This window comes from Promicromonospora sp. NPDC023987 (genome assembly GCF_040639055.1).
GTDB lineage: Bacteria > Actinomycetota > Actinomycetes > Actinomycetales > Cellulomonadaceae > Promicromonospora.
Genome location: NZ_JBEZZF010000002.1, coordinates 66261 through 90133 on the forward strand (window position 1 = coordinate 66261; position 23873 = coordinate 90133).

The 23873-nt window shown below is 71.1% G+C and carries 23 protein-coding genes; 12 read left to right on the plus strand and 11 right to left on the minus strand.

What is annotated here, in order from left to right; genetic code table 11:
• Positions 1-6: 6 nt before the first annotated feature.
• The 4 genes from AB0F40_RS01720 to AB0F40_RS01735 form a co-directional block, all read right to left on the minus strand.
• On the minus strand, positions 7-894 hold the full coding sequence (locus AB0F40_RS01720) for an amino acid ABC transporter permease (RefSeq protein ID WP_357463181.1): 888 nt from the start codon (positions 892-894) through the stop codon (positions 7-9).
• Complete coding sequence (locus AB0F40_RS01725; RefSeq protein ID WP_357463184.1) at positions 891-1580, minus strand: amino acid ABC transporter permease; 690 nt, start codon at positions 1578-1580, stop codon at positions 891-893. The genes AB0F40_RS01720 and AB0F40_RS01725 overlap by 4 nt, the downstream gene beginning before the upstream one ends.
• A 139-nt stretch (positions 1581-1719) precedes the next feature.
• Positions 1720-2574 (minus strand): glutamate ABC transporter substrate-binding protein, encoded by an 855-nt coding sequence (locus AB0F40_RS01730; protein ID WP_357463187.1) that lies wholly within the window; start codon positions 2572-2574, stop codon positions 1720-1722.
• 54 nt (positions 2575-2628) lie between these two features.
• The gene (locus AB0F40_RS01735; RefSeq protein ID WP_357463190.1) at positions 2629-3444 is read right to left on the minus strand and encodes an amino acid ABC transporter ATP-binding protein; all 816 of its coding nucleotides are present in this window, start codon (positions 3442-3444) and stop codon (positions 2629-2631) included.
• A 139-nt stretch (positions 3445-3583) separates the two neighbouring features.
• Between AB0F40_RS01735 and miaB the strand changes: the two genes are divergently transcribed.
• Entirely contained in the window at positions 3584-5269 is a 1686-nt protein-coding gene (gene miaB / locus AB0F40_RS01740) for a tRNA (N6-isopentenyl adenosine(37)-C2)-methylthiotransferase MiaB (RefSeq protein ID WP_357463193.1), read from the plus strand.
• 28 nt (positions 5270-5297) lie between these two features.
• On the opposite strand, the gene AB0F40_RS01745 is transcribed toward miaB, so the two are convergent.
• Complete coding sequence (locus AB0F40_RS01745) at positions 5298-5861, minus strand: YbjN domain-containing protein (protein ID WP_357463196.1); 564 nt, start codon at positions 5859-5861, stop codon at positions 5298-5300.
• Complete coding sequence (locus AB0F40_RS01750) at positions 5858-6457, minus strand: YbjN domain-containing protein (RefSeq protein WP_357463199.1); 600 nt, start codon at positions 6455-6457, stop codon at positions 5858-5860. The genes AB0F40_RS01745 and AB0F40_RS01750 overlap by 4 nt, the downstream gene beginning before the upstream one ends.
• Positions 6458-6568: 111 nt before the next feature.
• Here AB0F40_RS01750 and AB0F40_RS01755 point away from each other — a divergent pair, with 111 nt between their 5' ends.
• Genes AB0F40_RS01755 through dapF form a run of 3 tightly spaced genes read left to right on the plus strand, consistent with a single transcriptional unit; the run spans position 6569 to position 9148 of the window.
• Positions 6569-7180 (plus strand): hypothetical protein, encoded by a 612-nt coding sequence (locus tag AB0F40_RS01755; RefSeq protein ID WP_357463202.1) that lies wholly within the window; start codon positions 6569-6571, stop codon positions 7178-7180.
• Positions 7181-7211: 31 nt separating this feature from the next.
• Positions 7212-8186, plus strand: coding sequence for a tRNA (adenosine(37)-N6)-dimethylallyltransferase MiaA (gene miaA, locus AB0F40_RS01760; RefSeq protein WP_357463205.1), 975 nt, complete (start codon positions 7212-7214; stop codon positions 8184-8186).
• Positions 8183-9148, plus strand: a complete 966-nt coding sequence (gene dapF / locus AB0F40_RS01765; RefSeq protein ID WP_357463208.1) for a diaminopimelate epimerase — start codon at positions 8183-8185, stop codon at positions 9146-9148. Before miaA ends, dapF begins: the two co-directional genes overlap by 4 nt.
• A gap of 17 nt (positions 9149-9165) precedes the next feature.
• On the opposite strand, the gene AB0F40_RS01770 is transcribed toward dapF, so the two are convergent.
• The 4 genes from AB0F40_RS01770 to AB0F40_RS01785 form a co-directional block, all read right to left on the minus strand.
• On the minus strand, positions 9166-9765 hold the full coding sequence (locus AB0F40_RS01770) for a methyltransferase (protein ID WP_357463211.1): 600 nt from the start codon (positions 9763-9765) through the stop codon (positions 9166-9168).
• A gap of 79 nt (positions 9766-9844) precedes the next feature.
• A complete protein-coding gene (locus tag AB0F40_RS01775) occupies positions 9845-10555 on the minus strand; it encodes a hypothetical protein (RefSeq protein ID WP_357463214.1) in 711 nt (236 codons plus the stop codon).
• A complete protein-coding gene (locus AB0F40_RS01780; protein WP_357463217.1) occupies positions 10552-11451 on the minus strand; it encodes an ABC transporter ATP-binding protein in 900 nt (299 codons plus the stop codon). Before AB0F40_RS01780 ends, AB0F40_RS01775 begins: the two co-directional genes overlap by 4 nt.
• Positions 11448-11813 carry a GntR family transcriptional regulator gene (locus tag AB0F40_RS01785; protein ID WP_357463220.1) on the minus strand — a complete coding sequence of 122 codons (366 nt, stop codon included), beginning with the start codon at positions 11811-11813 and terminating at the stop codon, positions 11448-11450. The genes AB0F40_RS01780 and AB0F40_RS01785 overlap by 4 nt, the downstream gene beginning before the upstream one ends.
• Before the next feature lie 144 nt (positions 11814-11957).
• Here AB0F40_RS01785 and hflX point away from each other — a divergent pair, with 144 nt between their 5' ends.
• The 8 genes from hflX to AB0F40_RS01825 all read left to right on the plus strand — a co-directional run bounded on the left by hflX (position 11958) and on the right by AB0F40_RS01825 (position 22835).
• Positions 11958-13499, plus strand: coding sequence for a GTPase HflX (gene hflX, locus AB0F40_RS01790; protein ID WP_357463223.1), 1542 nt, complete (start codon positions 11958-11960; stop codon positions 13497-13499).
• Between the two features lie 85 nt (positions 13500-13584).
• The gene (locus AB0F40_RS01795) at positions 13585-14604 is read left to right on the plus strand and encodes a LacI family DNA-binding transcriptional regulator (RefSeq protein WP_357463226.1); all 1020 of its coding nucleotides are present in this window, start codon (positions 13585-13587) and stop codon (positions 14602-14604) included.
• A gap of 53 nt (positions 14605-14657) precedes the next feature.
• Positions 14658-16334: a glycoside hydrolase family 13 protein gene (locus AB0F40_RS01800; protein WP_357463229.1), complete on the plus strand. Its 1677-nt coding sequence runs from the start codon at positions 14658-14660 to the stop codon at positions 16332-16334.
• A 73-nt stretch (positions 16335-16407) separates the two neighbouring features.
• Positions 16408-17781, plus strand: a complete 1374-nt coding sequence (locus AB0F40_RS01805) for an extracellular solute-binding protein (protein ID WP_357463233.1) — start codon at positions 16408-16410, stop codon at positions 17779-17781.
• Between the two features lie 4 nt (positions 17782-17785).
• Positions 17786-18757 (plus strand): sugar ABC transporter permease, encoded by a 972-nt coding sequence (locus AB0F40_RS01810; RefSeq protein WP_357463236.1) that lies wholly within the window; start codon positions 17786-17788, stop codon positions 18755-18757.
• Position 18758: 1 nt separating this feature from the next.
• Positions 18759-19688: a carbohydrate ABC transporter permease gene (locus tag AB0F40_RS01815; protein WP_357463239.1), complete on the plus strand. Its 930-nt coding sequence runs from the start codon at positions 18759-18761 to the stop codon at positions 19686-19688.
• 72 nt (positions 19689-19760) lie between these two features.
• Entirely contained in the window at positions 19761-21836 is a 2076-nt protein-coding gene (locus tag AB0F40_RS01820; protein ID WP_357463242.1) for an ATP-dependent DNA helicase, read from the plus strand.
• Between the two features lie 9 nt (positions 21837-21845).
• Positions 21846-22835 carry an L-lactate dehydrogenase gene (locus AB0F40_RS01825; RefSeq protein ID WP_357463245.1) on the plus strand — a complete coding sequence of 330 codons (990 nt, stop codon included), beginning with the start codon at positions 21846-21848 and terminating at the stop codon, positions 22833-22835.
• Positions 22836-22918: 83 nt separating this feature from the next.
• On the opposite strand, the gene lexA is transcribed toward AB0F40_RS01825, so the two are convergent.
• The gene (lexA, locus tag AB0F40_RS01830; RefSeq protein ID WP_357463248.1) at positions 22919-23692 is read right to left on the minus strand and encodes a transcriptional repressor LexA; all 774 of its coding nucleotides are present in this window, start codon (positions 23690-23692) and stop codon (positions 22919-22921) included.
• Positions 23693-23873: the final 181 nt, after the last annotated feature.

The following is a 23873-nucleotide window of genomic DNA, read 5'->3' on the forward strand; positions in this document are numbered from 1 at the left end:
ACCCGACTACCGGGGAGCGGGTCCAGCAGCGCCACCCGCTGCGGCCGTCGGGTTGCCGATCCCGGCGCCCTCGACCGTGGCACCTGCGGTCCGGCTGGACAGCAGCCTCGCGAGCCGGTGCGCCACGACGGTGAGCAGGTAGTTGATCACGATGAACACGATGGCCACGACGACCAGAGCCTGCAGCGGGTTCTGCTGGTTGGAGGAGAGTACCTGGGCGGACCGGAGCAGCTCGGGGTAAAGGATGAGCTGGCCGAGCGCGGAGTCCTTCAGCACCACCACGAGCTGCGAGATCATCGCGGGCAGCATGGCGACGAGAGCCTGCGGAAGCTGGACCGAGCGGAGCGTCTGCCCAAGAGTCAGGCCGACGGCCAGCCCCGCCTCGCCCTGCCCCTTCGGAAGGTTCCCGACGCCGGACCGGACCAGCTCCGCGATGACGGAGCCGTTGTACAGGACGAGGGCCAGCACCACCGCGGCGAACGGCCGGTCGGTGATCCACTGGGCCTGTGCCGAGAAGAACATGTAGAAGAAGATCATCATGAGCAGGACCGGCACCGCGCGGAAGAACTCCACGACCACGCCCGAGAACCACCGGACCGGACGAATGTGCGACAGCCGTCCGACACCGAAGAGAATGCCGAAGACCACCGAGCCCGCCGTGGCGAACAGCGCCGAGCGCAGCGTGTTCTGCAGGCCCGGCAGGTAGTAGGACTGCCAGGCCTCCGCGGACATGGCGTTCTGCCAGAGCGACGACTCGAACTGGCCCTTGTCGTACAGCACGGACGCCAGCCAGGCGAGCCCGGCGAGCACCAGCACGGCGGAGACGATGTTGCCGACCGTGGACAGGGCCCGTGCACGAGGCCCCTGAGCGTCGAACAGGACGGACGCGGTCATCGCTTCACCGCCAATCGGGTGGACAGCCAGGTGGTGGTCACGCCGATGGGGATCACCAGGATGACGTAGCCGATCGCGAACAGGAGGAAGATCGCGACCATGAGGTCCGGTCGGAACTCGATCATCGTCCTCATCAGTGAAGACGTCTCGTTCGCGACCGAGGCGGCGATGGCGACGGTCGAGTTCTTCAGCAGCGCGATGAGCGTGTTGCCGAGCGGTGCGATGGCCCCGCGGAACGCCTGCGGCAGGATGATCATGGTCGCCGCGGGCATGAACGAGAGCCCGATCGCACGCGCGGCCTCGGCCTGGCCCACGGGCACCGTGTTCACGCCGGAGCGGATGGCCTCGCAGACGAAGGCCGCGTGATAGACGGCCAGGCCGAACACCGCGAACCAGAAGAACGTGGTGTTGAGGTCGTCCGAGAGTGAGATCGCGAGCTGCGAGAACAGCACCAGGTACGTGAACGTGAGGATGATCGTCAGCGGTGTGTTCCGGAAGATCGTCACGTAGGCGGTGCCTACCCACTGGAGTGACGCGATCGGTGATATGCGCATCAGTGCGAGCACGGTGCCGAGGACCAGGGACAGAATTGCGGCCCAGAACGTCAGCTGGATGTTGACCCAGAACGCGCCCAGGACGTCGTACTGCGCGAAGAGCTCGGCGAACCCGGCGAAGAGGTCGTCCACGGTCACCTTTCAGGATGGCTGGTCGGGAGCGTCGCGGCACGAGCCGACGACGCCGGACGCGCCCCGACGCCGGACCGGTAACCGCCCGGGAAGGCGGGTGGTCCGGCGTCGGGCGCGCAGATCAAGGATGGTCAGGAGGTCACTCGCAGGCGTCGGGCTCCGGCGGGTTGAGGTCCTCGTTCGGGCTGTAGTCGGCGCCCTCGGTGTGCTTGGCCACGAGCTCCTCCCACGTGCCGTCCTCGATCATCTCGGTGATCGCGGTGTTGACCTCTTCGCAGGTGTCCGTGCTGCCGTCCGGCAGGCCGACACCGTAGCGCTCCTCCGAGAAGGGCGCGCCGACGACCTTGAACTTGCCGGCGTTCTGCTCGGTCGCGGCCAGGCCGGCGAGGATGATGTCGTCCGTGGTCACGGCGTCGACGGCGCCGGAGGCGAGGGCGGTGACACAGTCGGCGTAGCCGGGACGCTCCACGAGCTGCACGCCCTCGGCGTGGTCGTTCTTGATGTTCTCCGCCGACGTCGACCCGGAGACCGAGCAGAGGTTCTTACCCTCCAGGTCCTCCGGGCCCATGATGTCGGTGTTGTCGGCCGCGACCAGCAGGTCCTGACCGGCGACGAAGTACGGGCCGGCGAAGTCGACGAGCCCCTTGCGCTCGTCGGTGATCGAGTACGTGGCGAAGATCATGTCCACTTCGTCGTTCTGCAGCGCCGTCTCGCGGTTGGCCGAGATGGTCTCGACCCACTCGATCTGGTCCTCTGAGTAGCCGAGCTTGTCGGCCACGTAGCGAGCGACGTCGGTGTCGAAGCCGGTGAACTCGGAGCCCTCCTTCAGACCCAGGCCCGGCTGGTCGTACTTGATGCCGATCCGGATGGTGTCGCCGCCGGCGGTGGCGGTGTCGTCGCCGGTCGGCTCGCCGACCTCGGCGCTGCCACAGGCGGACAGAGCGAGAGTGGATGCCGCCGCCATTGCCAGCAGGCCCATGGTGTGCTTACGCATGATTCCCCTTCGGTAGTTCGGGATCCGTTGCGGAACCCTTGGCTGGGTGAAAGATCAGTGGGTCAGGATCTTGGAGAGGAAGTCGCGGGCCCGATCGCTCTTGGGTGCCGTGAAGAACTCCTCGGGGGGAGCCTCTTCGACGATCTGACCGTCCGCCATGAAGACGACGCGGTGGGCTGCCTTGCGGGCGAAGCCCATCTCGTGCGTGACGACGATCATCGTCATGCCCTCCTCCGCGAGGGCCACCATGGCGTCGAGCACCTCGTTGATCATCTCGGGGTCGAGCGCCGACGTCGGCTCGTCGAAGAGCATCACCTTGGGCTCCATGGCGAGGGCGCGCGCGATGGCGACGCGCTGCTGCTGGCCGCCCGACAGCTGCGCGGGCATCTTGCCCGCCTGGTTGTCGACACCCACGCGCTCGAGCAGGGCATGGGCCTGCTCCTCGGCGTCCTTCTTGCTCATTCCACGGACCTTGCGTGGTCCGAGCGTCACGTTGTCGAGCACGGTCTTGTGCGCGAACAGGTTGAACGACTGGAAGACCATGCCGACGTCGGCCCGCAGCTTCGCGAGGGCCTTGCCCTCCTGCGGCAGGGTCTCTCCGTCGACGGCGATGGTGCCGTCGTCGATGGTCTCGAGGCGGTTGATCGCTCGGCACAGCGTCGACTTGCCGGAGCCGGACGGGCCGATCACGACCAGCACCTCGCCCTTGTGCACGGTGAGGTCGATGTCCTGCAAGACGTGCAGCGCACCGAAGTGCTTGTTCACATGCTTCAGCTCTACGAGGGGCGCCCCGAGGACGCGGTCCGACGTCGGAGCGTCCACGGTCTCGTCGGCCGCCGGTTGGCCGGTGGTCGGGGTGCTCTGGTCCATCCCTTGAACCTAACGATCCGATGTTTCAAGGACCAAGCCGACGGGTCATCGCGAGACAACAGTTCGGTAACAGATGCCCGCAATCGGCCGGATCCTGCACTGTCCGGCACAGGTCGACAGGGGTCGTAAAATCGACTCGATGTCCACGACCGCCCTCACCCCAGCCCTGCCCTCCGCCGCCGCGACCGACCCCTCGACGGGTCCAGCCGTCAGCGACGAGGCGCCGGAGCAGCCACCGCGCACCTACCTGGTGCGCACCCTGGGCTGCCAGATGAACGTGCACGACTCGGAGCACATGGCCGGCATGCTGGAGCAGGCCGGGTATCAGCGGGCGTCCACCCAGGACGAGGCGGCCAGCGCTGCCGACGTCGTGGTGATCAACACGTGCGCCGTCCGCGAGAACGCCGCCAACAAGCTCTACGGGAACCTCGGCCAGCTCGCCAGCATCAAGGCCGCCCGGCCCGGCATGCAGATCGCCGTCGGTGGCTGCCTGGCCCAGAAGGACCGGGGCGACATCGTGGACAGGGCGCCCTGGGTCGACGTCGTGTTCGGTACGCACAACCTCGACGCCCTGCCGGTGCTCCTGGAGCGCGCCCGGCACAACGAGGCGGCGCAGGTCGAGATCGCGGAGTCCCTGCAGGTCTTCCCGTCGACGCTGCCGACCAAGCGCGAGTCCGTCTACGCCGGCTGGGTCAGCATCTCCGTCGGCTGCAACAACACCTGCACCTTCTGCATCGTGCCGCACCTGCGCGGCAAGGAGCGCGACCGCCGTCCCGGCGAGATCCTCGCCGAGGTGGAGGCGCTCGTCGCCGCCGGTGCGATCGAGGTGACGCTGCTGGGGCAGAACGTGAACAGCTACGGCGTCGAGTTCGGCGACCGCGGCGCGTTCGCCAAGCTCCTGCGCGCGTGCGGCCGCATCGAGGGCCTGGAGCGGGTGCGGTTCACGTCTCCGCACCCCGCCGCGTTCACCGACGACGTCATCGCCGCCATGGCAGAGACGCCGAACGTGATGCCCCAGCTGCACATGCCGCTGCAGTCCGGCTCCGACCGGGTCCTGCGCGCGATGCGTCGGTCCTACCGCTCCGAGAAGTTCCTGGGGATCCTCGACCGCGTGCGTGCCGCGATGCCCGATGCCTCGATCACCACCGACATCATCGTCGGCTTCCCCGGCGAGACCGAGGACGACTTCGCCGAGACCCTGCGCGTCGTCGAGGCCTCCCGGTTCAGCTCGGCGTTCAGCTTCCAGTACTCGCCGCGTCCTGGCACGCCCGCCGCGACGATGCCCGACCAGCTGCCCAAGGCAGTGGTGCAGGAGCGCTTCGAACGCCTGCTGGCGCTGCAGGAGCGCATCGGCGGCCAGGAGGCCGACAAGCAGGTAGGGCGCACGCTCGAGGTGCTCGTGGGCGAGGGCTCCGGCAAGAAGGACGGCGCCATGCACCGCCTGTCGGGCCGCGCGGAGGACAACCGCCTCGTGCACGTCGGGCTGCCCCGCCCGTCCACCGGCTCGGGCCTGGACGATGCACCGCTCGACGTCACGGGCGCCCCGGTGAGCCTCGACGACCCGCGCCTGTCCGCCGTCGTGCCCGACGGCCTGCCCCGCCCCGGTGACGTGGTGACCGCGACGGTGACGAAGGCCGCCCCGCACCACCTGATCGCCGACCCTGTCTCCGCCGGCCCGCTCGTGGTGCGGCGCACCCGTTCGGGCGACGCGTGGGCGGAGCGCGAGAGGGTGCGCCTCGGCGGCGGCGAGGACACGCACTCGCACGGCACGCCGGCGCCGTCGGGCCCCGTGGTGCTGGGCCTGCCCACCCTCCGCCACGGGTAACCCGCACGCCCGCGACCCGGACCGGGCGCTACTTCTCCGGGTCGTCCGGTTCCGCGTCCGACGGCGGGGCCAGGGACGCGACGGTCGAGAAGAACTGGCTGGCCGTGACCAGGCCGCACGACACGGTCTGGGCCAGCTGGTCCTCGGTGGCTCCGTGCTCGAAGTCCACCGACACCTCGGCGTACAGGGCGAGCCCTGCCGCCTCCTCGCGCGTGTAGACCTTGGGCCAGATGCGCTCGCGGTTCCAGTCGTTGGCGGCCTGCAGCACGGCGAGCCGCGCGCCGGCGGGCAGCGTGCCCGCCCAGCGGCCGCGCACCTGCAGGATCTCGTCGTGCTCGCCGAGCAGCAGGAACCAGAACCGGTTGCCGTCCCAGGTGCCGGTGACGTCGCCGTCGTCGTCGATGCGGAACCGGTAGCCGCGACGCGAGAGGTCGTCGCCCACGCGCTGCGTGCTCAGCGGCCGGGGCTTCTCGAGCTGGACGTCGGCGATCGTACGGATCTGCCCGCCGGAGGACCGCCGCACCACCGGCGGACGGGGGTTCAGCAGACGTGCGAGCCAGCGACCGGCTCCGCCGCTCCGCGCCGCGCTCATGGCGCGGACCGCAGGGGATCGGGGAACGTCTCGTCGAGGTGCTCGAAGAACATGGAGCCAGTGGTCAGCCCGCACTGCAGGAGCTGGTCCAGCTGGTCCTCGGTGACGCCGTGCTCCAGGTCGACAGTGACCTCCGTGTAGACGAGGACCGCCCCGTTGTCCCGGACCCGGACGTACGTCTTGGGCCAGATGCGCTCGGCGTTCCACTCGTTGCAGAGCTCGAGGATCTCCTCGAGCCGCTCGATGGTGAGGTCGCGGTGCCACTGCCCGCGGACCTGGAGCACCTCGGAGCTCTCGCCGACCATCAGGAAGTAGAACAGCCAGCCGTGCCACAGCCCGCCGACGTCGCCCTCCGAGTCCACGAAGTAGCTGAACCCGTTCTCACCCAGCCACTCGACCACGCGGTCACGCGTCAGCGGCTCAGGGAGGGACGAGGGATCGTCAAGACCACCGGTCAGCTCCCGAAGCAGAACGCCTTCGACCTGTGCCCGTAGCTCGTCGTCGTCGAGTTCCTTGGGCTCGGGCTGCTGCGGGCCGGTGGCCGCACGGTCGCCGTCGCCCGCCGTGTTACGGCGTCGTGACCCGAAGAACCTCACCAGCCCACAGTACCCGCCAGACACCTTGCTCCGCTGCGTCGATCACGTGAGAAAGGGGTGGAATCTGCCCGGACCGGCTAGAGGCCGGGCCTGGTGCTACTTTCAGGGATCGTGCGCGCCGTGATCCTGCCTGCGACCCCCTTGCTCGTCCCCGGGGTCACCCCTGGCCTGCGGGCCGACCCGTTGGCCCCGGTTCGTGCCGCAGTCCGGGCCGCGCTCGCCGAGCTCACCACCGGCGACCGGCTACCGCTCGTCGTGGCCCACGGCCCGGCGCTGCGGTGGGGCCGGATGCGCCCCTCGCTGCTGGGATCCGGTATCGGTGGCCGCTGGGTGCCGCACCTCGCGGCAGAGCAGTGCGCTTCGAGCGGCTCGCCGGGGGCCGACGACGATCTCCGGCCCGCCGGCACCGGCGCCTCGGTGGCCCTGTTCGTGCTCGCCGAGGTGCTGGGCGCCCGGGTCGCCGACGTCGACACGCTGGAGGTGCCGCCGGACGGTGCCGCGCTGGACGACGGCGCGACCGATCTGCTCCGCGGTGCCGACGTCCTGGTCGTCGCGGGCGGGGGAGCGCCGGGCGGGCTGGACAGCAGCCCCGGCGCACTCACGGACGGGCTGCGGGCGGCGCTGCACGCGGCCGGCGCGGACGGGTGGGCCACGGAGGTGCAGGTCTTCGAGCTGTCGCACCAACACCTGCCGCCGGAGTACCGGGTGACCACCCTGTCGTGAGGCGAGGAGAGGTGGCCCGTAAGATCGCCGGGTGATAGTCGTCGCCGTCGTGGGGCCCACCGCCACGGGGAAGTCGGACCTCGCGCTCGACCTGGCACAGGCGCTGGGCAACGCCGAGATCGTCAACGCCGACGCGTTCCAGCTCTATCGCGGCATGGACGTCGGCACGGCCAAGGTGCCACCGGCCGAGCGGCGCGGGATCCCGCACCACCAGCTCGACGTGCTGGACCCCGCGCAGGACGCCTCCGTGGCCCGCTACCAGCAGTCGGCGCGAGCCGACCTGGACCAGATCGGCGGGCGAGGTGGACGCGCCGTCGTCGTCGGTGGGTCGGGGCTGTACGTGCGAGCGCTGCTCGACGCCATGGACTTTCCCGGCACGGACCCGGAGACCCGGGCCCGGCTCGAGGCGCGCGCCGAGGCGGAGGGGCGCCGCGCCCTGCACGCAGAGCTGGCGCGGCTGGACCCGCTGGCCGCGACAAGCATCGGACCGCACAACACCCGACGTATCGTGCGCGCGCTGGAGGTCATCGAGCTCACCGGCCGGCCGTACACCGCCAACCTGCCCCGGCAGGAGTACGTGCGGCCCGCCGTGCAGATCGGGCTGAACTGCTCCAGAGAGGTGCTCGACACCCGGGTCGCCGCGCGCGTCGACCGCATGTGGGAGACGGGCCTCGTGGACGAGGTGCGCGCCCTCGCGAGCCCGGAGCAGGGTGGCACCGGTTCCGGCCTCGGCGTCACCGCGGCCCGCGCCGTCGGCTACGCGGAGGTGCTCGCCTGGTGGCGCGGGGAGTCCACCGAGGCGGAGGCGCGGGAGGCCGTCACCGCGAACACCCGCCGCCTCGCGCGCAAGCAGATGGGCTGGTTCGGGCGCGATCCGCGCGTGCACTGGCTGGACGCCGCCTCGCCCGACCTGCTCTCGGAGGCCCGCGCGATCGTGGCCGCCGCCGACGCCGGGACCTTGCCCGTTGCCGGGACCGAACCCGTGCGCCGTAGCCTGGGACCATGACGCAGCCCGCGACGAGCCCAGCGCCCTCCGCCCCGACGCCCGGCACCCTCGCCTTCACGAAGGGGCACGGGACGCAGAACGACTTCGTCCTGATCGCGGACCCCGAGGGCGTCCTCGAGCTCGGAGCCGACGACGTGCGCAGGCTCGCCGACCGCCGGGGCGGCATCGGCGGCGACGGCGTGATCCGCCTCGCCCCCACCGCGGCCCTCGCCCGCGCCGGCGAGCAGGCCGCCCAGAACGCCCTCGCCAAGGACCCGACCGCCGAGTGGTTCATGGACTACCGCAACGCCGACGGCTCGGTCGCCGAGATGTGCGGCAACGGCGTCCGCGTCTTCGCCGCCTTCGCCGAGCAGGAAGGGCTCGCCGACCTGTCCGCCGGGCCGCTCAGCCTCGGCACGCGCGCCGGCGTCAAGCACGTGACGAAGGAAGCGAACGGCTGGTACGCCGTCGATATGGGGCCGTGGTCCCTGCCCGGCGGCGAGACCGCGGTCTCCGACGGGTACGACGCGGCGGTCGCGGTCCACGGCTGGACCGCACCCCGTCCCGCCCTGAGCGTGGACCTCGGCAACCCGCACACCGTCGTCGCCCTCGCGAGCCCCGACGAGCTCGAGTCCCTCGAGCTCCACCACGCCCCCGAGGTCGCGCCGGTGCCCCCGCACGGCACCAACGTCGAGCTCGTGGTGCCCCTCGGCGAGGAGGACGGACCCGACGGCCTCGTCGGCCGCCTCCGCATGCGCGTGCACGAGCGAGGAGTGGGCGAGACGCCGTCGTGCGGCACCGGCGCCTGCGCCGCGGCGCTCGCGGTCCGCACCTGGCAGGGCGGTGCGTCCGGCGCAGGCGCCCCCGACACGTGGATCGTGGAGGTGCCGGGCGGCGAGGTGCGCGTGCGGGTGCTCCCGGGCGGCACGGTCGAGCTGGCCGGCCCCGCGGAGCTGGTCTACTCCGGGCGGGTCGCCCGGTAGGGAGGCACGCTGCCGGGTCAGCCCGCGACCCGCAGGATCCGGAACCCCTTGGACGACGCCTCCCGGGCGACCGGCAGGCTGAGCGCGTCGGTGATCCAGCGTGCGAGCGAGTCCGACCCCAGGTTCTTCTGCACGACCAGCCACGCCTCCGCACCGTCCGCCAGGCGGGGCAGCCAGCGCGTCAGCAGATCGTGCAGCGCCTGCTTGCCGACGCGGATCGGCGGGTTGGACCAGCACAGGTCGAACTCCAGGCCGTCGGGCACGTCGTCGGGCAGGACCGCGCGGACGTTGCCCAGCCCGAGACGCTCGGCGTTGCGGCGGACGAGGTCGAGGGCCCGCTCGTTGACGTCGACCGCCCACACGGTGGCGTGCGGCGCCTCCAGCGCCAGCGAGATCGTGATGGGTCCCCAACCGCAGCCCAGGTCGAGCAGGTTGCCCGACGGCGGAGGCGCGGGCACCTCGCTCAGCAGCACCACCGTGCCCTTGTCGACGCCGCCGGGCGAGAAGACGCCCGGGGCCACCTCGACCTCCAGCTCACGCCCGGCGAGGTGGACGGTGCGGGTGCGGCGCTCGTCGTCCGAGGCAGGCTGGGCGGTGAAGTAGTGGTCGGTGGACACCGCGCCATCGTATTGCTTGCCGGTCGGCTTGGTGGGTGCGAATCTGCCCGCTGCCCGCCGTCCGCGCCGACCGTCGTCGTCAGCGCACGATCGCCGGCCGCAGGAGCAGCCAGCTCCCCACGGAGGAGGCCAGGATCACCACACCGGCAGCCACCGCGAGCCACCAGGGCTGGAACGCGTCGACGATCGCGCTCACGGCCGGGAGGGCGACGATCAGGGCGGTCACGATCACCACCACCACACCGGCCGCGATGAGCTGCGGTCCGCGGGCGGCGAAGCGCACCCAGGACGCGGCGAAGACGCCGCCGACGGTGAGCGCGGTGAGCACCCCGAGGAACACGATAGGGACCAGCCGGAGCAGGTCTCCGGCGCCGAGGATGTAGACGTCGAAGATGTAGAACCCCGCGAACCAGTGGTCGGTCGCCAGCTCGATCGCGGTCAGGACCGCGAGCACCGCGGTGATGTAGCCGGCGGTGATGGCGTACCACAGGAGGGTTCCCGTGACGAAGGACCGTCGTGTCGCGCCGAGGGTCAGCGCGAACGGGAACGTCGTGGCGACCGAGGCGACGCCGAAGTAGACCAGGAACCCGACGAGCCCGTACGCGATCCCGGGGTTGCTCTGCGATCCCTGGATCCAGCCCGCGGTGCCGGGCAGGCTCCCCGAGCGCCAGAAGAGCAACGAGAGCAGGACCGAGAACGCGGCCACGGTCCCCGCGATGTACAGCGGGACCGCGAACGTGCCGACCCGCTGGTTGAGATGCAGTTTGACGGTGGATACGACGGCGCTCATGCTCGCGCACCTTCCTCGATGGGTTCGGAACCCTCTTCGCCGAACGCGGCGACGAGGTCTTGCAGGGACGCCGGTGCGAGCCGCGCGCCGAGGCCGTCGGCGTCCGCGCGGACGGCGTCGTCCGCCGCACCCAGCACCGTGACCGACTTGAGGCCGGAGACCGTGTGGGAGCGCAGGACCGTGTGGCGCCGGGCCAGCTCGTCGACCGCCGCCGTCGTCCCGCTCAGGGTGAAGGCCAGGTCCCGGGCTTCGTCGACGTCGCTGTCGACGCGCACCCGGCCGCGATCGACGACCACGACGCGGTCGAAGAGCTTCTCCGACTCCTCGATGAGGTGGGTGGACAGCAGCACGGTGCGCGGGTGTGCGGTGTAGTCGCGCAGCAGCATGTCGTGGAACAGCGCCCGTGCGGTGACGTCGAGGCCGAGGTAGGGCTCGTCGAGAAGCGTCACCGCGGCGCGGGAGGCCAGGCCGAGGACGATCGCGACCGACGACAGCTGGCCCCTGGAGAACTTCTTGATGTCCGTCCTGGTGGGGATGCGGAACCCCTCGACGAGCTCGGCCGCGACGTCCGCGTTCCAGTTCGGCGCGAACTCGGGGGCGATCCGGAGCACGTGCCCTAGCCGGTAGTTGTCGGGGTACCGCTGGTTGTCGCGGACGAAGCTGATCCGGGAGAGCACCGACTCGTTCTCGAACGGCCTGTGCCCGAGCACCTCGACCCGCCCGGAGGTGGGCCGGTCCTGTCCGGCGATGATCGACATGATCGTCGTCTTGCCCGCTCCGTTGCGTCCGAGGAGCCCGCAGATCGAGCCCTCCGGAACGGCGAAGCTCACCCCGTCGAGCGCGGTCGTCCGCCCGAACGTCCGGGTCGCCGACTGGATCTCGATGGCGTTCGTCATGTTTCGTCCTCCTCGTGCTCGTCGATCATGTGATGGAGCTCCGCGACGTCGATCTCGAGCACCCGCGCCTCCCGGAGGAGTGGCTCCATGTACTGCTTCCGGAATTCCTCGCGCCGCTGGGAGCGGAGCAGGTCGCGCGCGCCGGCGGCGACGAACATCCCGATCCCGCGCTTCTTGTACAGCGCCCCCATCTCGACGAGCAGGTTGACGCCCTTGCTCGCCGTCGCCGGGTTCATCTGGTGGAACACGGCGAAGTCCGTCGCGGACGGTACTGCCGTCCCCTCCGGGTATGTCCCGGCAACGATCTCGTCCGCGATCTTGGCGGCGAGCTGTTGGAAGGCCGGGCCCTTGTCTACGAACACACCGCCACCCTAGTCCATTACCCGACTAATGGACCAGGGTGGCGCGGGTGAACCTCGAGGGTGCGGGAAAGACATAGCCGCGGGACTTTCGGGCGTGGGATCCTTGTTGTACGGACGCAAGGACAATCGAGAGTTAGGTAGTACATGACCCACACCCCGACAGAGCCCGAGCTCCCCGCAGAGGAGACGCCCGAACTCCGCGCAGTCCAGGCAGATGCCCAGGCGATCGCGAACGATGTCGTGGCACGGGTTCTCGCTCGGGCGGGGACCGCACGTGCCGACGGTGCCACGGTGCACACCGAGGCCGACGGCGATCAGCTCGACCTCGAGGAGCGCACCGCGCTGCGCCGCGTGGCCGGGCTGTCGACGGAGCTCGAGGACGTCACCGAGGTCGAGTACCGGCAGCTGCGCCTGGAGAAGGTGGTGCTCGTCGGCCTCTTCTCGGGCGGTGAGCACGCTGCCCGCGACGCGGAGATCTCCCTGCGCGAGCTCGCCGCACTCGCCGAGACCGCGGGTTCCCAGGTGCTCGACGGTCTGCTGCAGCGCAGGCAGAAGCCCGACCCCGGCACGTACCTGGGCTCCGGCAAGGCCCTCGAGCTGGCCCAGGTCGTCCTGGCGACCGGTGCCGACACGGTGATCGTCGACGGCGAGCTCGCTCCGTCCCAGCGCCGGTCGCTGGAGGACGTCGTGAAGGTCAAGGTCGTCGACCGCACGGCCCTGATCCTGGACATCTTCGCGCAGCACGCGAAGTCCCGTGAGGGCAAGGCCCAGGTGGAGCTCGCGCAGCTCGAGTACCTCCTGCCGCGGCTGCGCGGCTGGGGTGACTCGATGTCCCGCCAGGCCGGTGGCCAGGTGGGTGGCGCGGGTGCCGGCATGGGCTCGCGTGGCCCCGGTGAGACCAAGATCGAGCTGGACCGGCGGCGTATCCGCAACCGGATGGCCAAGCTGCGGCGCGAGATCACCGCGATGAAGCCGGCCCGGGAGACCAAGCGGCTGAGCCGCAAGCGCAACGCCATCCCCGCGGTCGCGATCGCCGGGTACACCAACGCCGGCAAGTCGTCGCTGCTGAACGCGCTGACCGGCGCGGGGGTGCTCGTCCAGAACGCGCTGTTCGCCACGCTGGACCCGACGGTGCGGCGCACCAAGACCGAGGACGGCCGCGTCTACACCTTCACGGACACGGTCGGGTTCGTGCGGCACCTGCCGCACCAGCTCGTCGAGGCGTTCCGGTCCACGCTGGAGGAGGTCGGCGACGCCGACATCCTGCTGCACGTGGTCGACGCGTCCCACCCGGATCCCGAGGGGCAGATCGCCGCAGTCCGTGAGGTGCTCTCCGAGGTCCCGGCCTTCGAGGACGTCCACGAGATCGTGGTGCTGAACAAGGCCGACATCGCCGACCCGACGGTGGTGGGCCGGATCCAGCGGCGGGAGCGGCACACCGCCGTCGTCTCGGCGCACTCCGGTGAGGGCATCGCCGAGCTGCGTGCCCGGATCGCGGCCGAGCTGCCGCGGCCCGGCATCCAGATCGACCTCGTGGTCCCGTACGAGCGGGGCGACCTGGTCCACCGGGTGCACGAGCACGGCGACATCGAGCTCACCGAGCACGTCGCGGCGGGCACGCACCTGCGTGGCCGCGTCGACGAGCAGCTGGCGACGGAGCTGCGGCGGGTCGCCACGGCGTCCTGATCCCGTCCAGCGAGGACGCAAACCGCTTGCAGGGGTACGCAATCCCTGCAAGCGGTTTGCGTTATCCGTGACTAGGATCGACGTCATGTCGAGACGGTTAGCGGATGTGGCGAAGAAGGTAGGGGTCAGCGAGGCGACGGTCAGCCGTGTCCTCAACGGGAAGCCCGGGGTCTCCCAGGGCACCCGGGACGCGGTGCTCACGGCCCTCGACGTGCTGGGCTACGAGCGGCCCACCAAGCTGCGGGGCAGCCGCGGCAAGCTCGTCGGGCTGGTCCTCCCGGAGCTGGTGAACCCGATCTTTCCCGCGTTCGCGGAGGTGATCGGCGGCGCCCTCGCCCAGCAGGGGTACACGCCGGTGCTCTGTACGCGCACGGCCGGCGGCGTCACCGAGGCCGAGTACATCGACCTGCTGCTCCAGCAGCAGGTGTCCGGCGTGATCTTCGCGGGTGGTTTCTACGCCGAGCGGGAGGCCGACCACTCCCACTACCGGCGGCTGGAGGACCTCGGCCTGCCCGTCGTGCTCATGAACGCGTCGATCGAGGACCTCGGCTTCCCCCGGGTCGCGACCGACGACCTCGTGGCCATCGAGCAGGCGCTGGGGCACGTCGCGTCGCTCGGCCACCAGCGGATCGGCCTGCTGCTGGGGCCCGCCGACCACGTGCCGTCGGAGCGCAAGCTCACCGCCGCCCGCCGGTTCGCGAAGCGGCACGGACTGACGCTCGACGCGGACCTGGTCGTGCACTCGCAGTACTCCCTGGAGAGCGGCCAGGCGGCGGCGAACCGGTTGATCGAGCGGGGGGCCACCGCGATCGTCTGCGCCAGCGACCCGCTGGCCCTCGGCGCGATCCGGGCCGTGCGGCGGGCCGGGCTCGCGTGCCCGGCGGACGTCTCGGTGGTCGGCTTCGACGACTCCGCGCTGATGAACTCCACCGATCCCGCCCTGACGACCGTGCGCCAGCCGATCGAGCCGATGGGGCGGGCCGCCGTCGACCTGCTCGCCGCGCTCATCGACGGCAACGACGTGCCGCGCGACGAGCTGCTCTTCGAGCCGGAGCTCGTGGTGCGGGCGTCGACCGCTGCCGCGAAGGTTGTCGCGAATCGATAACCTTCCTGTCAATTTCTTGCGCACTCGTTGTCATGTGACTTACGGTTCACGACATGACGACGACGTCCGAACCTGCAGTGGAGCCGCACCCCGCCGCGTCCGAGTGGTGGCGCGGTGCCGTGATCTACCAGATCTACCCGCGCAGCTTCGCGGACGGGAACGGCGACGGCACCGGTGACCTCGCCGGCGTCCGTTGCCGCCTCGGCTACCTGCGCGACCTGGGCGTCGACGCCATCTGGTACACGCCCTGGTACGCGTCGCCCCTGGCGGACGGCGGCTACGACGTGCGGGACTACCGCCGGATCGACCCGGCGTTCGGCACCCTGGACGACGCCGAGGCACTGATCGCCGAGGCCCGCGAGCTGGGCATCCGGACCGTCGTCGACGTCGTCCCCAACCACATCTCCGCGGAGCACGAGTGGTTCCGCGCGGCGCTGGCGGCAGGCCCTGGCTCGCCGGAGCGCGAGCGGTTCTGGTTCCACGACGGCAGGGGTCCCGACGGGGCCCAGATCCCGACCGGCTGGGTGTCGAGCTTCCAGGGGCAGACCTGGACGCGCACCACCAACCCCGACGGCACACCCGGCCAGTGGTACCTCCACCTGTTCACCCCCGAGCAGCCGGACCTGAACTGGAACCACCCCGACGTCCGGCAGGAGCACGAGGACGTCCTGCGGTTCTGGTTCGACCGCGGCGCGGCGGGCATCCGGATCGACTCGGCGGCCCTCATCGTCAAGGACCCCGCCCTGCCGGAGGTCCCCGAGGCGGCAGGCCCGGGGGAGCACCCCCACCTCGACCGCGACGAGATCCACGACATCTACCGCGGCTGGCGGCGCGTCGCCGACTCGTACACGGAGCCGCGCGTGCTCGTCGGCGAGGTGTGGCTCGCCGACCACGAACGCTTCGCCCAGTACCTGCGCCCCGACGAGATGCACACGGCGTTCAACTTCGACTTCATGGCGCGCCCGTGGGACGCGAAGGAGCTGCGCGAGTCGATCCGGATGACCCTCGAGGCGCACGCCCCGGTGGGCGCGCCCGCCACGTGGGTCCTGTCCAACCACGACATCACGCGGCCCGTCACCCGGTACGGCCGCGAGGACTCGTCCTTCGACTTCGCGGCCAAGCGCTTCGGCACGCCGTCCGACCTGGAGCTCGGCACCCGCCGGGCGCGGGCGGCCGCCCTGCTCGTCGCCGCGCTGCCCGGCGCCCTGTACGTCTACCAGGGCGACGAGCTCGGTCTGCCGGAGGCCGACCTCCCGAGGACGGCGATCCAGGACCCCATGCACTTCCGGTCCGACGGCGTCGACCCCGGCCGGGACGGCTGCCGTGTCCCGCTGCCGTGGACCCGCACCGGCACGAGCCTCGGTTTCGGGCCCGACGGCGGTGCGGCGCCCTGGCTGCCCCAGCCCGCCGACTGGCGCGACCGGTCGGTCCAGGCGCAGGACGGCGACCCGGCCTCGATGCTGAACCTCTACCGCCGGGTGCTGCACCTGCGACGTGACCTCCCTGCGCTGCATGCCGAGGAGCTCGCGTGGCTCGACCTCGCCCTCGATCCCGACGCCGGCGGCGACAGCGTCCTCGCGTTCACGCGCGGTCCGGGCTTCGCCTGCGTCGTCAATCTCGGGACGTCTCCCGTCCCGCTGCCCGCCGGGGCCACGGTGCTCCTCGCGAGCGGTCCGGCCGACGGCGCCGTCGGACCGGACACCGCCGTCTGGCTCGACCTGCCGTCCTGAACCTCGGCACTACCCAACCAGAAGTGCTTCCCCGGAGAGCCGCCCCCAGCGGCACACAACCCAAGGAGTGACAATGAAGTCAGCACCGAAGCGATCGGCGTTCGCCCTCGTGGGTGTCCTGTCCGTCGTGGGAACCCTCACGGCCTGCGGCGCGTCGGAGGACCCGGCCGCAGAGCCCACCGGCCCGGTGACCATCGAGGTCGCCATCGACGCGGGGCTCGAACAGCCCGCCATCGACGCGTTCGACGAGCGCATCGCGCAGTTCGAGGAGGCCAACCCGGACGTCCAGGTGGAGACCAAGGAGTTCACCTGGTCCGGCACGACGTTCGCCGCCGAGCTGGCGGGCGGCACCCTGCCCGACGTCTTCCCGATCCCGTTCACCGACGGCCGCGCCCTCATCGAGCGGCAGCAGATCGCCGACGTCAGCGACCTCGTGGCCGAGCTGCCCTACGCGGACCAGTTCAACCCGACCATCGCCGCGGCGGGCCAGGACGCCGACGGCGCCATGTGGGCCGTCCCCGTCGCCGCCTACAACCAGGGCCTGCACTACAACCGCGCCCTCTTCGAGGAGGCCGGGCTCGACCCGGACGACCCGCCCGCGACGTGGGACGAGGTGCGCGAGGCCGCCAAGGCCATCGCGGACAAGACCGGCCAGGCCGGCTACGCCCACATGACGCAGAGCAACACGGGCGGCTGGATCCTCACCACCGAGACCTACGCGCTCGGCGGTCGCGTCGTCGAGGGCGAGGGCGAGGAGGCGACCGCCACCGTGGACAACGACGCCACGGTCGCGGCCCTCGAGATGCTGCGGGAGATGCGCTGGGAGGACGACTCCATGGGCGCCAGCTTCCTGTACGACTGGGGCACCATCAACCAGGACTTCGCCGCCGGGAAGATCGGCATGTACGTCTCGGGCGGCGCCAACTACCCCAACCTGTTCACCCAGAACCAGATGAACCCGGACGAGTACGGGGTGACGGTGCTGCCGCTGGAGGGCGACGACGCCGGGACGCTCGGCGGCGGCACGCTCGCCGCGGTGAGCTCGGCGGCGTCCGACGCGGAGCAGGCGGCCGCGGTGAAGTGGATCGACTTCTATTACATCTCCAAGCTGACCGACCAGGAGGCCGCGGTGGCCGAGGCCGAGGTCGCCGCCGAGACCGACCAGCCCGTCGGCGCGCCGGCCCTCCCGATCTTCGACCGGGCTACCTACGAGGAGCAGCAGAGCTGGATCAAGGACCTCGTCAACGTCCCGCTGGAGAACTTCGCGCCCATGACCGAGCAGATGTTCGACCAGCCGGTCATCCCTGAGCCGGCCGTCGCCACCCAGGACGTGTACGCGGCGCTCGACCCCGTGGTCCAGGCGGTGCTGACCGACGAGAACGCGGACATCGACGCGCTCCTCGCCGACGCCCAGACCCAGGTCCAGGGCCTGCTCGACCGCAGCTGAACACATGACCACCCTGTCCAGCCCGATCCGGACGACGACGGCGGCCACACCGCCGTCGTCGTCCGGGCCCCGCAGGCGCGGCCGCCGCGCGCCCCGGGAATGGCTGCGCGACGGCGGACTGAGCACCCTCGTCATCGCGCTGCCGATGATCCTCGTGTTCGGCGTGTTCTCCTGGTTCCCGATCGGCCGCGCGCTCGTCATGAGCGTCCAGGAGACCAACCTCGTCACCGCCCCCGTGTTCGTGGGGCTCGACAACTTCGCGTACGTGCTGCAGGACCCGCTCCTTGGCAAGGCCGTCGCGAACACCCTGTGGTTCGCGGTGCTCGCGCTCGTCTTCGGCTACCCGCTGCCGCTGGCCGCCGCGGTGCTGATGAGCGAGGTGCGGCGGATGCGGGGCCTGTTCTCCGCGCTGGCCTACCTGCCCGTCGTCGTACCGCCGGTCGTGGCCGTGCTGCTGTGGAAGTTCTTCTACGACGCCTCCGACACCGGCGTCTTCAACACGATCGCCGGCTGGTTCGGTCTCGGCCCGTACCCCTGGCTGCAGAACGCCACCAGCGCCATGCCGTCCCTCGTCCTCGAGGCGACCTGGGCCGCGGCCGGCGGGACCGTCATCATCTACCTCGCCGCGCTCGTCGGGGTGCGTACCGAGCTCTACGAGGCCGCGGAGGTGGACGGCGCGGGCGTCTGGCGCAAGATCTGGCACGTCACGCTGCCGCAGCTGCGGGGCGTCCTCTTCATCACCCTGATCCTGCAGATCATCGGCACCTCGCAGGTCTTCCTCGAGCCCTTCCTGTTCACCGGCGGCGGCCCCAACAACGCGACCCTCACGATCCTGATGCTGATCTACGACTACGCCTTCGGGAGCAGCCTCGGCGGCAACTACGGTGCCGCCACCGCCCTGAGCCTGATGCTCGCCGGCGTCCTCGCCGTCCTCTCCGCGGTGTACTTCCGCGTGACCCGACCCTGGAGCAGCTGACATGGCAGCGAACAACCGGCCGTCGACCCTCGCCGGCCGACGCCCTCCGGAGGCTGTCGAACGGGGCATCGTCTCGTCCCACGACCGGCGCCGGCCGAGCGTGCGGGGCTCCCTCGGGGTGCTGCAGGGCGGCCTGCTGATCGCCCTGGTCGTTGTCGGGCTGGGGCCGATCCTCTGGCTCGCGAAGGCCGCCGTCACGCCCACCCAGGAGACCCTGCGCCAGCCGCTCGGCCTGTTCCCCACCGGGATCGACTGGGCCAACCTAGCCACCGCGTGGAACCGCGCCGAGATCGACCACTACTTCGTCAACACCCTGATCGTCGCGGCAGGCGCCTGGTTCTTCCAGATCCTGGTCGCCACCACCGGCGGCTACGTGCTGTCGGTCCTGCGACCGCGGTACGGCAACGCGATCTTCGCACTCGTGCTGGCGACGCTCTTCGTGCCGTCCGTCGTGCTCCTCGTGCCGCTGTACCTGACCATCCTCGACGTGCCGATCGTGCACGTCAGCCTGCTCAACACCTTCTGGGCGGTCTGGCTGCCGATGGGCGCCAGCGCGTTCAACGTGCTCCTGGTCAAGCGGTTCTTCGACGGCCTGCCCCGGGAGATCTTCGAGGCCGCCCGCGTCGACGGCGCCGGACCCTTCCGGCTGCTGTGGAGCATCGTGCTGCCGATGTCCAAGCCCATCCTCGGCGTCGTCTCCGTCTTCGCCGTCATCGCCGCCTGGAAGGACTACCTCTGGCCCATGCTGGTCCTGCCCGACCCCGCCAACCAGCCGCTGTCCGTCCGGCTGCCCGCCATCGCCCCCTACCTGGAGCTCGACGTGTTCCTCGCGGCGCTCGCGATCTCGACTGTCCTGCCGATCGCCCTGTTCCTCGGCTTCCAGCGCCTGTTCCTGAGCGGGGCGGGGCTGGGCGGCGCGGTCAAGGGGTAGCGGCCCGGCCGGCGGCCGGTGCCTGTGGACGACGTGGGGTGCATGTCGGTGGCCCGGCCTAGGATCGAGAGTGTGACCAGCCTTCCCGACGCACCGACCGCCCCCACCGCCGACGAGCGGATTCCCGACGTCGAGGAGCTCCTCGACCTCGCTGTCGGTGAGCTGGGCGGTGGGCGCCGGGACGGCCAGCACCGGATGGCGGTGGCGGTCGGCGAGGCCATCGAGAAGGGCGAGCACCTGCTCGTCCAGGCGGGCACCGGCACCGGTAAGTCGCTCGGTTACCTGGTGCCCGCCGTCCGGCACGCGGTGGCCGCGGGGAGCAAGGTCATCATCTCGACCGCCACCCTCGCGCTCCAGCGGCAGGTCATCACGCGCGACCTCCCGCTGGTGGCGAAGGCGGTGGCGCCGCAGCTTCCCCGGGAACCACGCATCGCGCTGCTCAAGGGCTGGCACAACTACCTGTGCGTGCACAAGGTGGGGGGAGGGTACCCCGCCGACGAGCCCACGCTCTTCGACCTGCCCGGCGGTGAGGACCACCCGCGTACCGAGGAGCCCGCCACGTCCGGGGGCGCGCGCAGTCGGCGCAAGGACGACGGCGCCACGCTCGCCGACCACGTCCGCCGGCTGCACGAGTGGGCGGGGGAGACGGAGTCGGGTGACCGAGACGACCTGGTGCCCGGCGTGCCGGACCGGGCCTGGCGCCAGGTGTCCGTGACCGCCATGGAGTGCCTGGGCGGCAAGTGCCCCATGCTCGCCGAGTGCTTCCCGGACAAGGCGCGCGCCACCTCCCGCGACGCGGACGTGGTGGTCACCAACCACGCGATGCTCGGTATCGCTGCCACGGGCAGCCCGGGCATCCTCCCGGAGCACGACGTCGTGGTGGTCGACGAGGCGCACGAGCTCACGGACCGGGTGACGTCGTCGGCGACGGTGGACCTGTCCATGGCCTCGGTGGAGAACGCCGCCCGGCTGGCCCGCCGGCACGCCGGCACGAACACCGACACCCTCGACCAGGCGGCGCAGGCGCTCGGGACCCTGCTCGTCACGGCGCCCGCCGAGCGGTTCCCGAACGGTCTGCCGGACGGCCTGCGCACGGCGGTCGGTGCGGTACGGGATGCCGCACGCGAGGTGCTGAGCACGCTGAAGCCGGACACGGGTGGCGGCAAGGGACAGGCTCAGGGCCAGCCCGAGCCGGGCCTGAAGATGGCGCAGGGCGCGATGCTGCAGCTGTTCGAGACCGCCGAACGCATGGCCTTCCAGGACACGACCGCCGACGTGCTCTGGTGCTCGCGCCCGGACAACGGGTGGGGCGGGTTCGGTGACAACGTGACCCGCCTGCACGCGGCACCGCTCCACGTCGCCGGACTGATCCGCATGCATCTGCTGGGCGAGGCGACCGGCGTGTTCACGTCGGCCACGCTGGCGCTGGGCGGCACGTTCGAGCCCGTGGCGGGCACGCTGGGCCTCAAGGGCGAGGACGCCCCGCCGTGGCAGGGGCTGGACGCCGGCAGCCCGTTCGACTACCCACGCCAGGGCATCCTGTACGTGGCGCGGCACCTGCCGGCCCCCGGCCGCGAGCCGACGACGGAGGCGCAGCTCGACGAGATCGCCGAGCTCATCACGGCCGCCGGGGGGCGCACGCTCGGCCTGTTCTCGTCCCGGCGCGCGGCGAACGCGGCGGCGGAGGCCATGCGCGAGCGGCTGGACTTCCCGATCCTCGCGCAGGGCGACGACCAGCTACCCACGCTGGTGCGGCAGTTCGCCGAGGACCCGGCCGCCTGCCTGTTCGGCACGCTGTCGCTGTGGCAGGGCGTCGACGTCCCGGGACCGTCGTGCCAGCTCGTCCTCATCGACCGCATCCCGTTCCCGCGCCCGGACGATCCGGTCAAGGCGGCGCGGGCCAGGGCCGTCGAGCAGGCGGGTGGCAACGGGTTCATGGCGGTGTCCGCGCAGCACGCCGCGCTGCTGCTCGCGCAGGGTGCCGGGCGCCTCGTGCGGAGCATGGACGACCGGGGAGTCGTCGCGGTCCTGGACCCGCGTCTCGCGACCGCGCGGTACGCCTCGTTCCTCACGCGCTCGATGCCCGGGTTCTGGCCCACCACGGACTCCGCGCTGGTCCGCGCCGCGCTGGCGCGGCTCGACACATAGCCTGGAGACATGTCAGTCCCTTCGGACGTCCAGGCCGCGCAGCCGTCCGGGTCACGCACCACCAAGCTGGCGGTGGTGGGTGCCGGGGCGGTCGGTTCGACGCTGGCTTTCGCCGCGCTCACGCGGGGTTCGGCTCGCACCATCGCCCTGCACGACGTGAACCGGGCCAAGGTGGAGGCCGAGGTGCTCGACCTGCAGCACGGCCTGATGTTCACGTCCCAGGCGCAGGTGGTCGGCTCGGACGACGTGGCCGTCTGCGCGGGGGCGGACGTCGTCGTCGTCACGGCCGGGGCCAAGCAGAAGCCCGGGCAGACCCGGATCGACCTCGCCGAGGCGACCATCGGGCTGATGCACCAGATCCTGCCCGGGCTGGTGGACGTCGCGCCGGACGCGACCTACCTGATGGTGACCAACCCCGTGGACGTCGTGACCTACGCGGCGCTCAAGATCTCCGGCCTGCCGCGTGAGCAGCTCTTCGGCAGCGGCACCGTCCTGGACTCGTCGCGGCTGCGGGTCGTGCTCGCCGAGCGCTGCGGCGTGGCCGTCGGGAACGTGCACGCGTACATCGCGGGGGAGCACGGTGACTCGGAGATCGCACTGTGGAGCTCCGCCACGATCGGCGGTGTCCCGCTGCTGGACTGGGCTCCGCTGGGCGGCAGGCCACCGATCGACGCAGCGGTGCGTGCGGAGGTGCACCACGAGGTGGTCGACTCCGCGTACCGGATCATCGCGGGCAAGGGGGCGACCAGCTACGCCGTCGGCCTGGCCGGAACCCGCATCATCGAGGCGGTCCTGAACGACGAGCGCCGGGTCATGCCGGTGTCCTCGCTGCTGGACGACTACCACGGCATCAGCGACGTCTGCCTTTCCGTGCCGTCGCTCGTGGACCGGCGCGGTGTCACCGACACGGTGCGGGTCCCGATGTCCGACGACGAGCTGGCCGGCCTGCGTGCCTCGGCGGACAGTGTGCGGGCGGTCCAGCGGCGCTTCGGCTTCTAGAAGCAGCGAAGGTCTCGACAGGCTCGACCACCGGTGCGTACCCGTTGGTCGAGCCCATCCGTTGGTCGAGCTTGTCGAGACCCTTACAGGCTGCGCAGCACCGCGACCACGCGGCCCAGGATCTGCGCCTCGTCGCCCGGGATGGGCTCGTAGGCAGGGTTCTGCGGCAGCAGCAGCACGTGGCCGTCCGCCTGCTTGAACGTCTTGACCGTGGCTTCACCGTCGATCATGGCCGCGACAATCTCGCCCTGCTCGGCAACGTTCTGCCGCCGGACCACCACCCAGTCCCCGTCGCAGATCGCGGCGTCGACCATCGAGTCACCGGCGACCTTGAGCAGGAACAGCTCGCCGTCGCCGACCAGCTGGCGGGGGAGCGGGAAGACGTCCTCGACGACCTGCTCGGCCAGGATCGGACCACCGGCGGCGATCCGGCCGACCAGCGGGACGTACGACGGCGGCGGGGTGCTGGCGTCGTCGGGCACCGAACCACCCCAGTGGACCTGGCCGCTGCGGCGCGGCTCGGGCCAGTGGATCTCGCCGCGTGTCGGCTTGTCGACCTGGTCCGCCAGGGGTTCGACGAGCTCCATCGCGCGCGGCCGGTTCGGGTCGCGGCGCAGGAAGCCCTTCTTCTCGAGCATCTGGAGCTGGTGCTTGACGCTCGACGGGCTCGCCAGCCCGACGGCCTCGCCGATCTCACGCATCGACGGCGGGTAGCCCCGCGTCTCGAACGACTGCCGAATCGTGTCCAGCACGAGGCGCTGCCGTTCGGTGAGGCGGTCTGTCGGAGAGATCGTGTGTACGTCAGCGACCGCCTTGTCGCTCGGCGCGTCCAGCGTGGCGACGCCAGGGAGTGTCATGTCGACAGCTAGTGCCGTGTCGGCGGCTCTCGTGTCGCTGGTCCCGTCCCGTCCCGTCATGCCCGTGCCCCTCCCGTTCCGACAAATGTTCTCTCGTGCGTCACCCACTCTAGATCACAAACTCGCTCGGCTCAAACGAATGTTCGAGCGTGTCTCGACATCGACGGTGTCCCGTGCTACA

Excerpts from the sequence above, each read along its gene's own strand:
- AB0F40_RS01720 (WP_357463181.1), bottom strand. The coding sequence starts at position 894 with ATGACCGCGTCCGTCCTGTTCGACGCTCAGGGGCCTCGTGCACGGGCC.
- AB0F40_RS01730 (WP_357463187.1), bottom strand. The coding sequence starts at position 2,574 with ATGCGTAAGCACACCATGGGCCTGCTGGCAATGGCGGCGGCATCCACT.
- AB0F40_RS01735 (WP_357463190.1), bottom strand. The coding sequence starts at position 3,444 with ATGGACCAGAGCACCCCGACCACCGGCCAACCGGCGGCCGACGAGACC.
- miaB (WP_357463193.1), top strand. The coding sequence starts at position 3,584 with ATGTCCACGACCGCCCTCACCCCAGCCCTGCCCTCCGCCGCCGCGACC.
- AB0F40_RS01745 (WP_357463196.1), bottom strand. The coding sequence starts at position 5,861 with ATGAGCGCGGCGCGGAGCGGCGGAGCCGGTCGCTGGCTCGCACGTCTG.
- dapF (WP_357463208.1), top strand. The coding sequence starts at position 8,183 with ATGACGCAGCCCGCGACGAGCCCAGCGCCCTCCGCCCCGACGCCCGGC.
- AB0F40_RS01775 (WP_357463214.1), bottom strand. The coding sequence starts at position 10,555 with ATGAGCGCCGTCGTATCCACCGTCAAACTGCATCTCAACCAGCGGGTC.
- AB0F40_RS01780 (WP_357463217.1), bottom strand. The coding sequence starts at position 11,451 with ATGACGAACGCCATCGAGATCCAGTCGGCGACCCGGACGTTCGGGCGG.
- hflX (WP_357463223.1), top strand. The coding sequence starts at position 11,958 with ATGACCCACACCCCGACAGAGCCCGAGCTCCCCGCAGAGGAGACGCCC.
- AB0F40_RS01795 (WP_357463226.1), top strand. The coding sequence starts at position 13,585 with ATGTCGAGACGGTTAGCGGATGTGGCGAAGAAGGTAGGGGTCAGCGAG.
- AB0F40_RS01800 (WP_357463229.1), top strand. The coding sequence starts at position 14,658 with ATGACGACGACGTCCGAACCTGCAGTGGAGCCGCACCCCGCCGCGTCC.
- AB0F40_RS01805 (WP_357463233.1), top strand. The coding sequence starts at position 16,408 with ATGAAGTCAGCACCGAAGCGATCGGCGTTCGCCCTCGTGGGTGTCCTG.
- AB0F40_RS01810 (WP_357463236.1), top strand. The coding sequence starts at position 17,786 with ATGACCACCCTGTCCAGCCCGATCCGGACGACGACGGCGGCCACACCG.
- AB0F40_RS01815 (WP_357463239.1), top strand. The coding sequence starts at position 18,759 with ATGGCAGCGAACAACCGGCCGTCGACCCTCGCCGGCCGACGCCCTCCG.
- AB0F40_RS01825 (WP_357463245.1), top strand. The coding sequence starts at position 21,846 with ATGTCAGTCCCTTCGGACGTCCAGGCCGCGCAGCCGTCCGGGTCACGC.
- lexA (WP_357463248.1), bottom strand. The coding sequence starts at position 23,692 with ATGACACTCCCTGGCGTCGCCACGCTGGACGCGCCGAGCGACAAGGCG.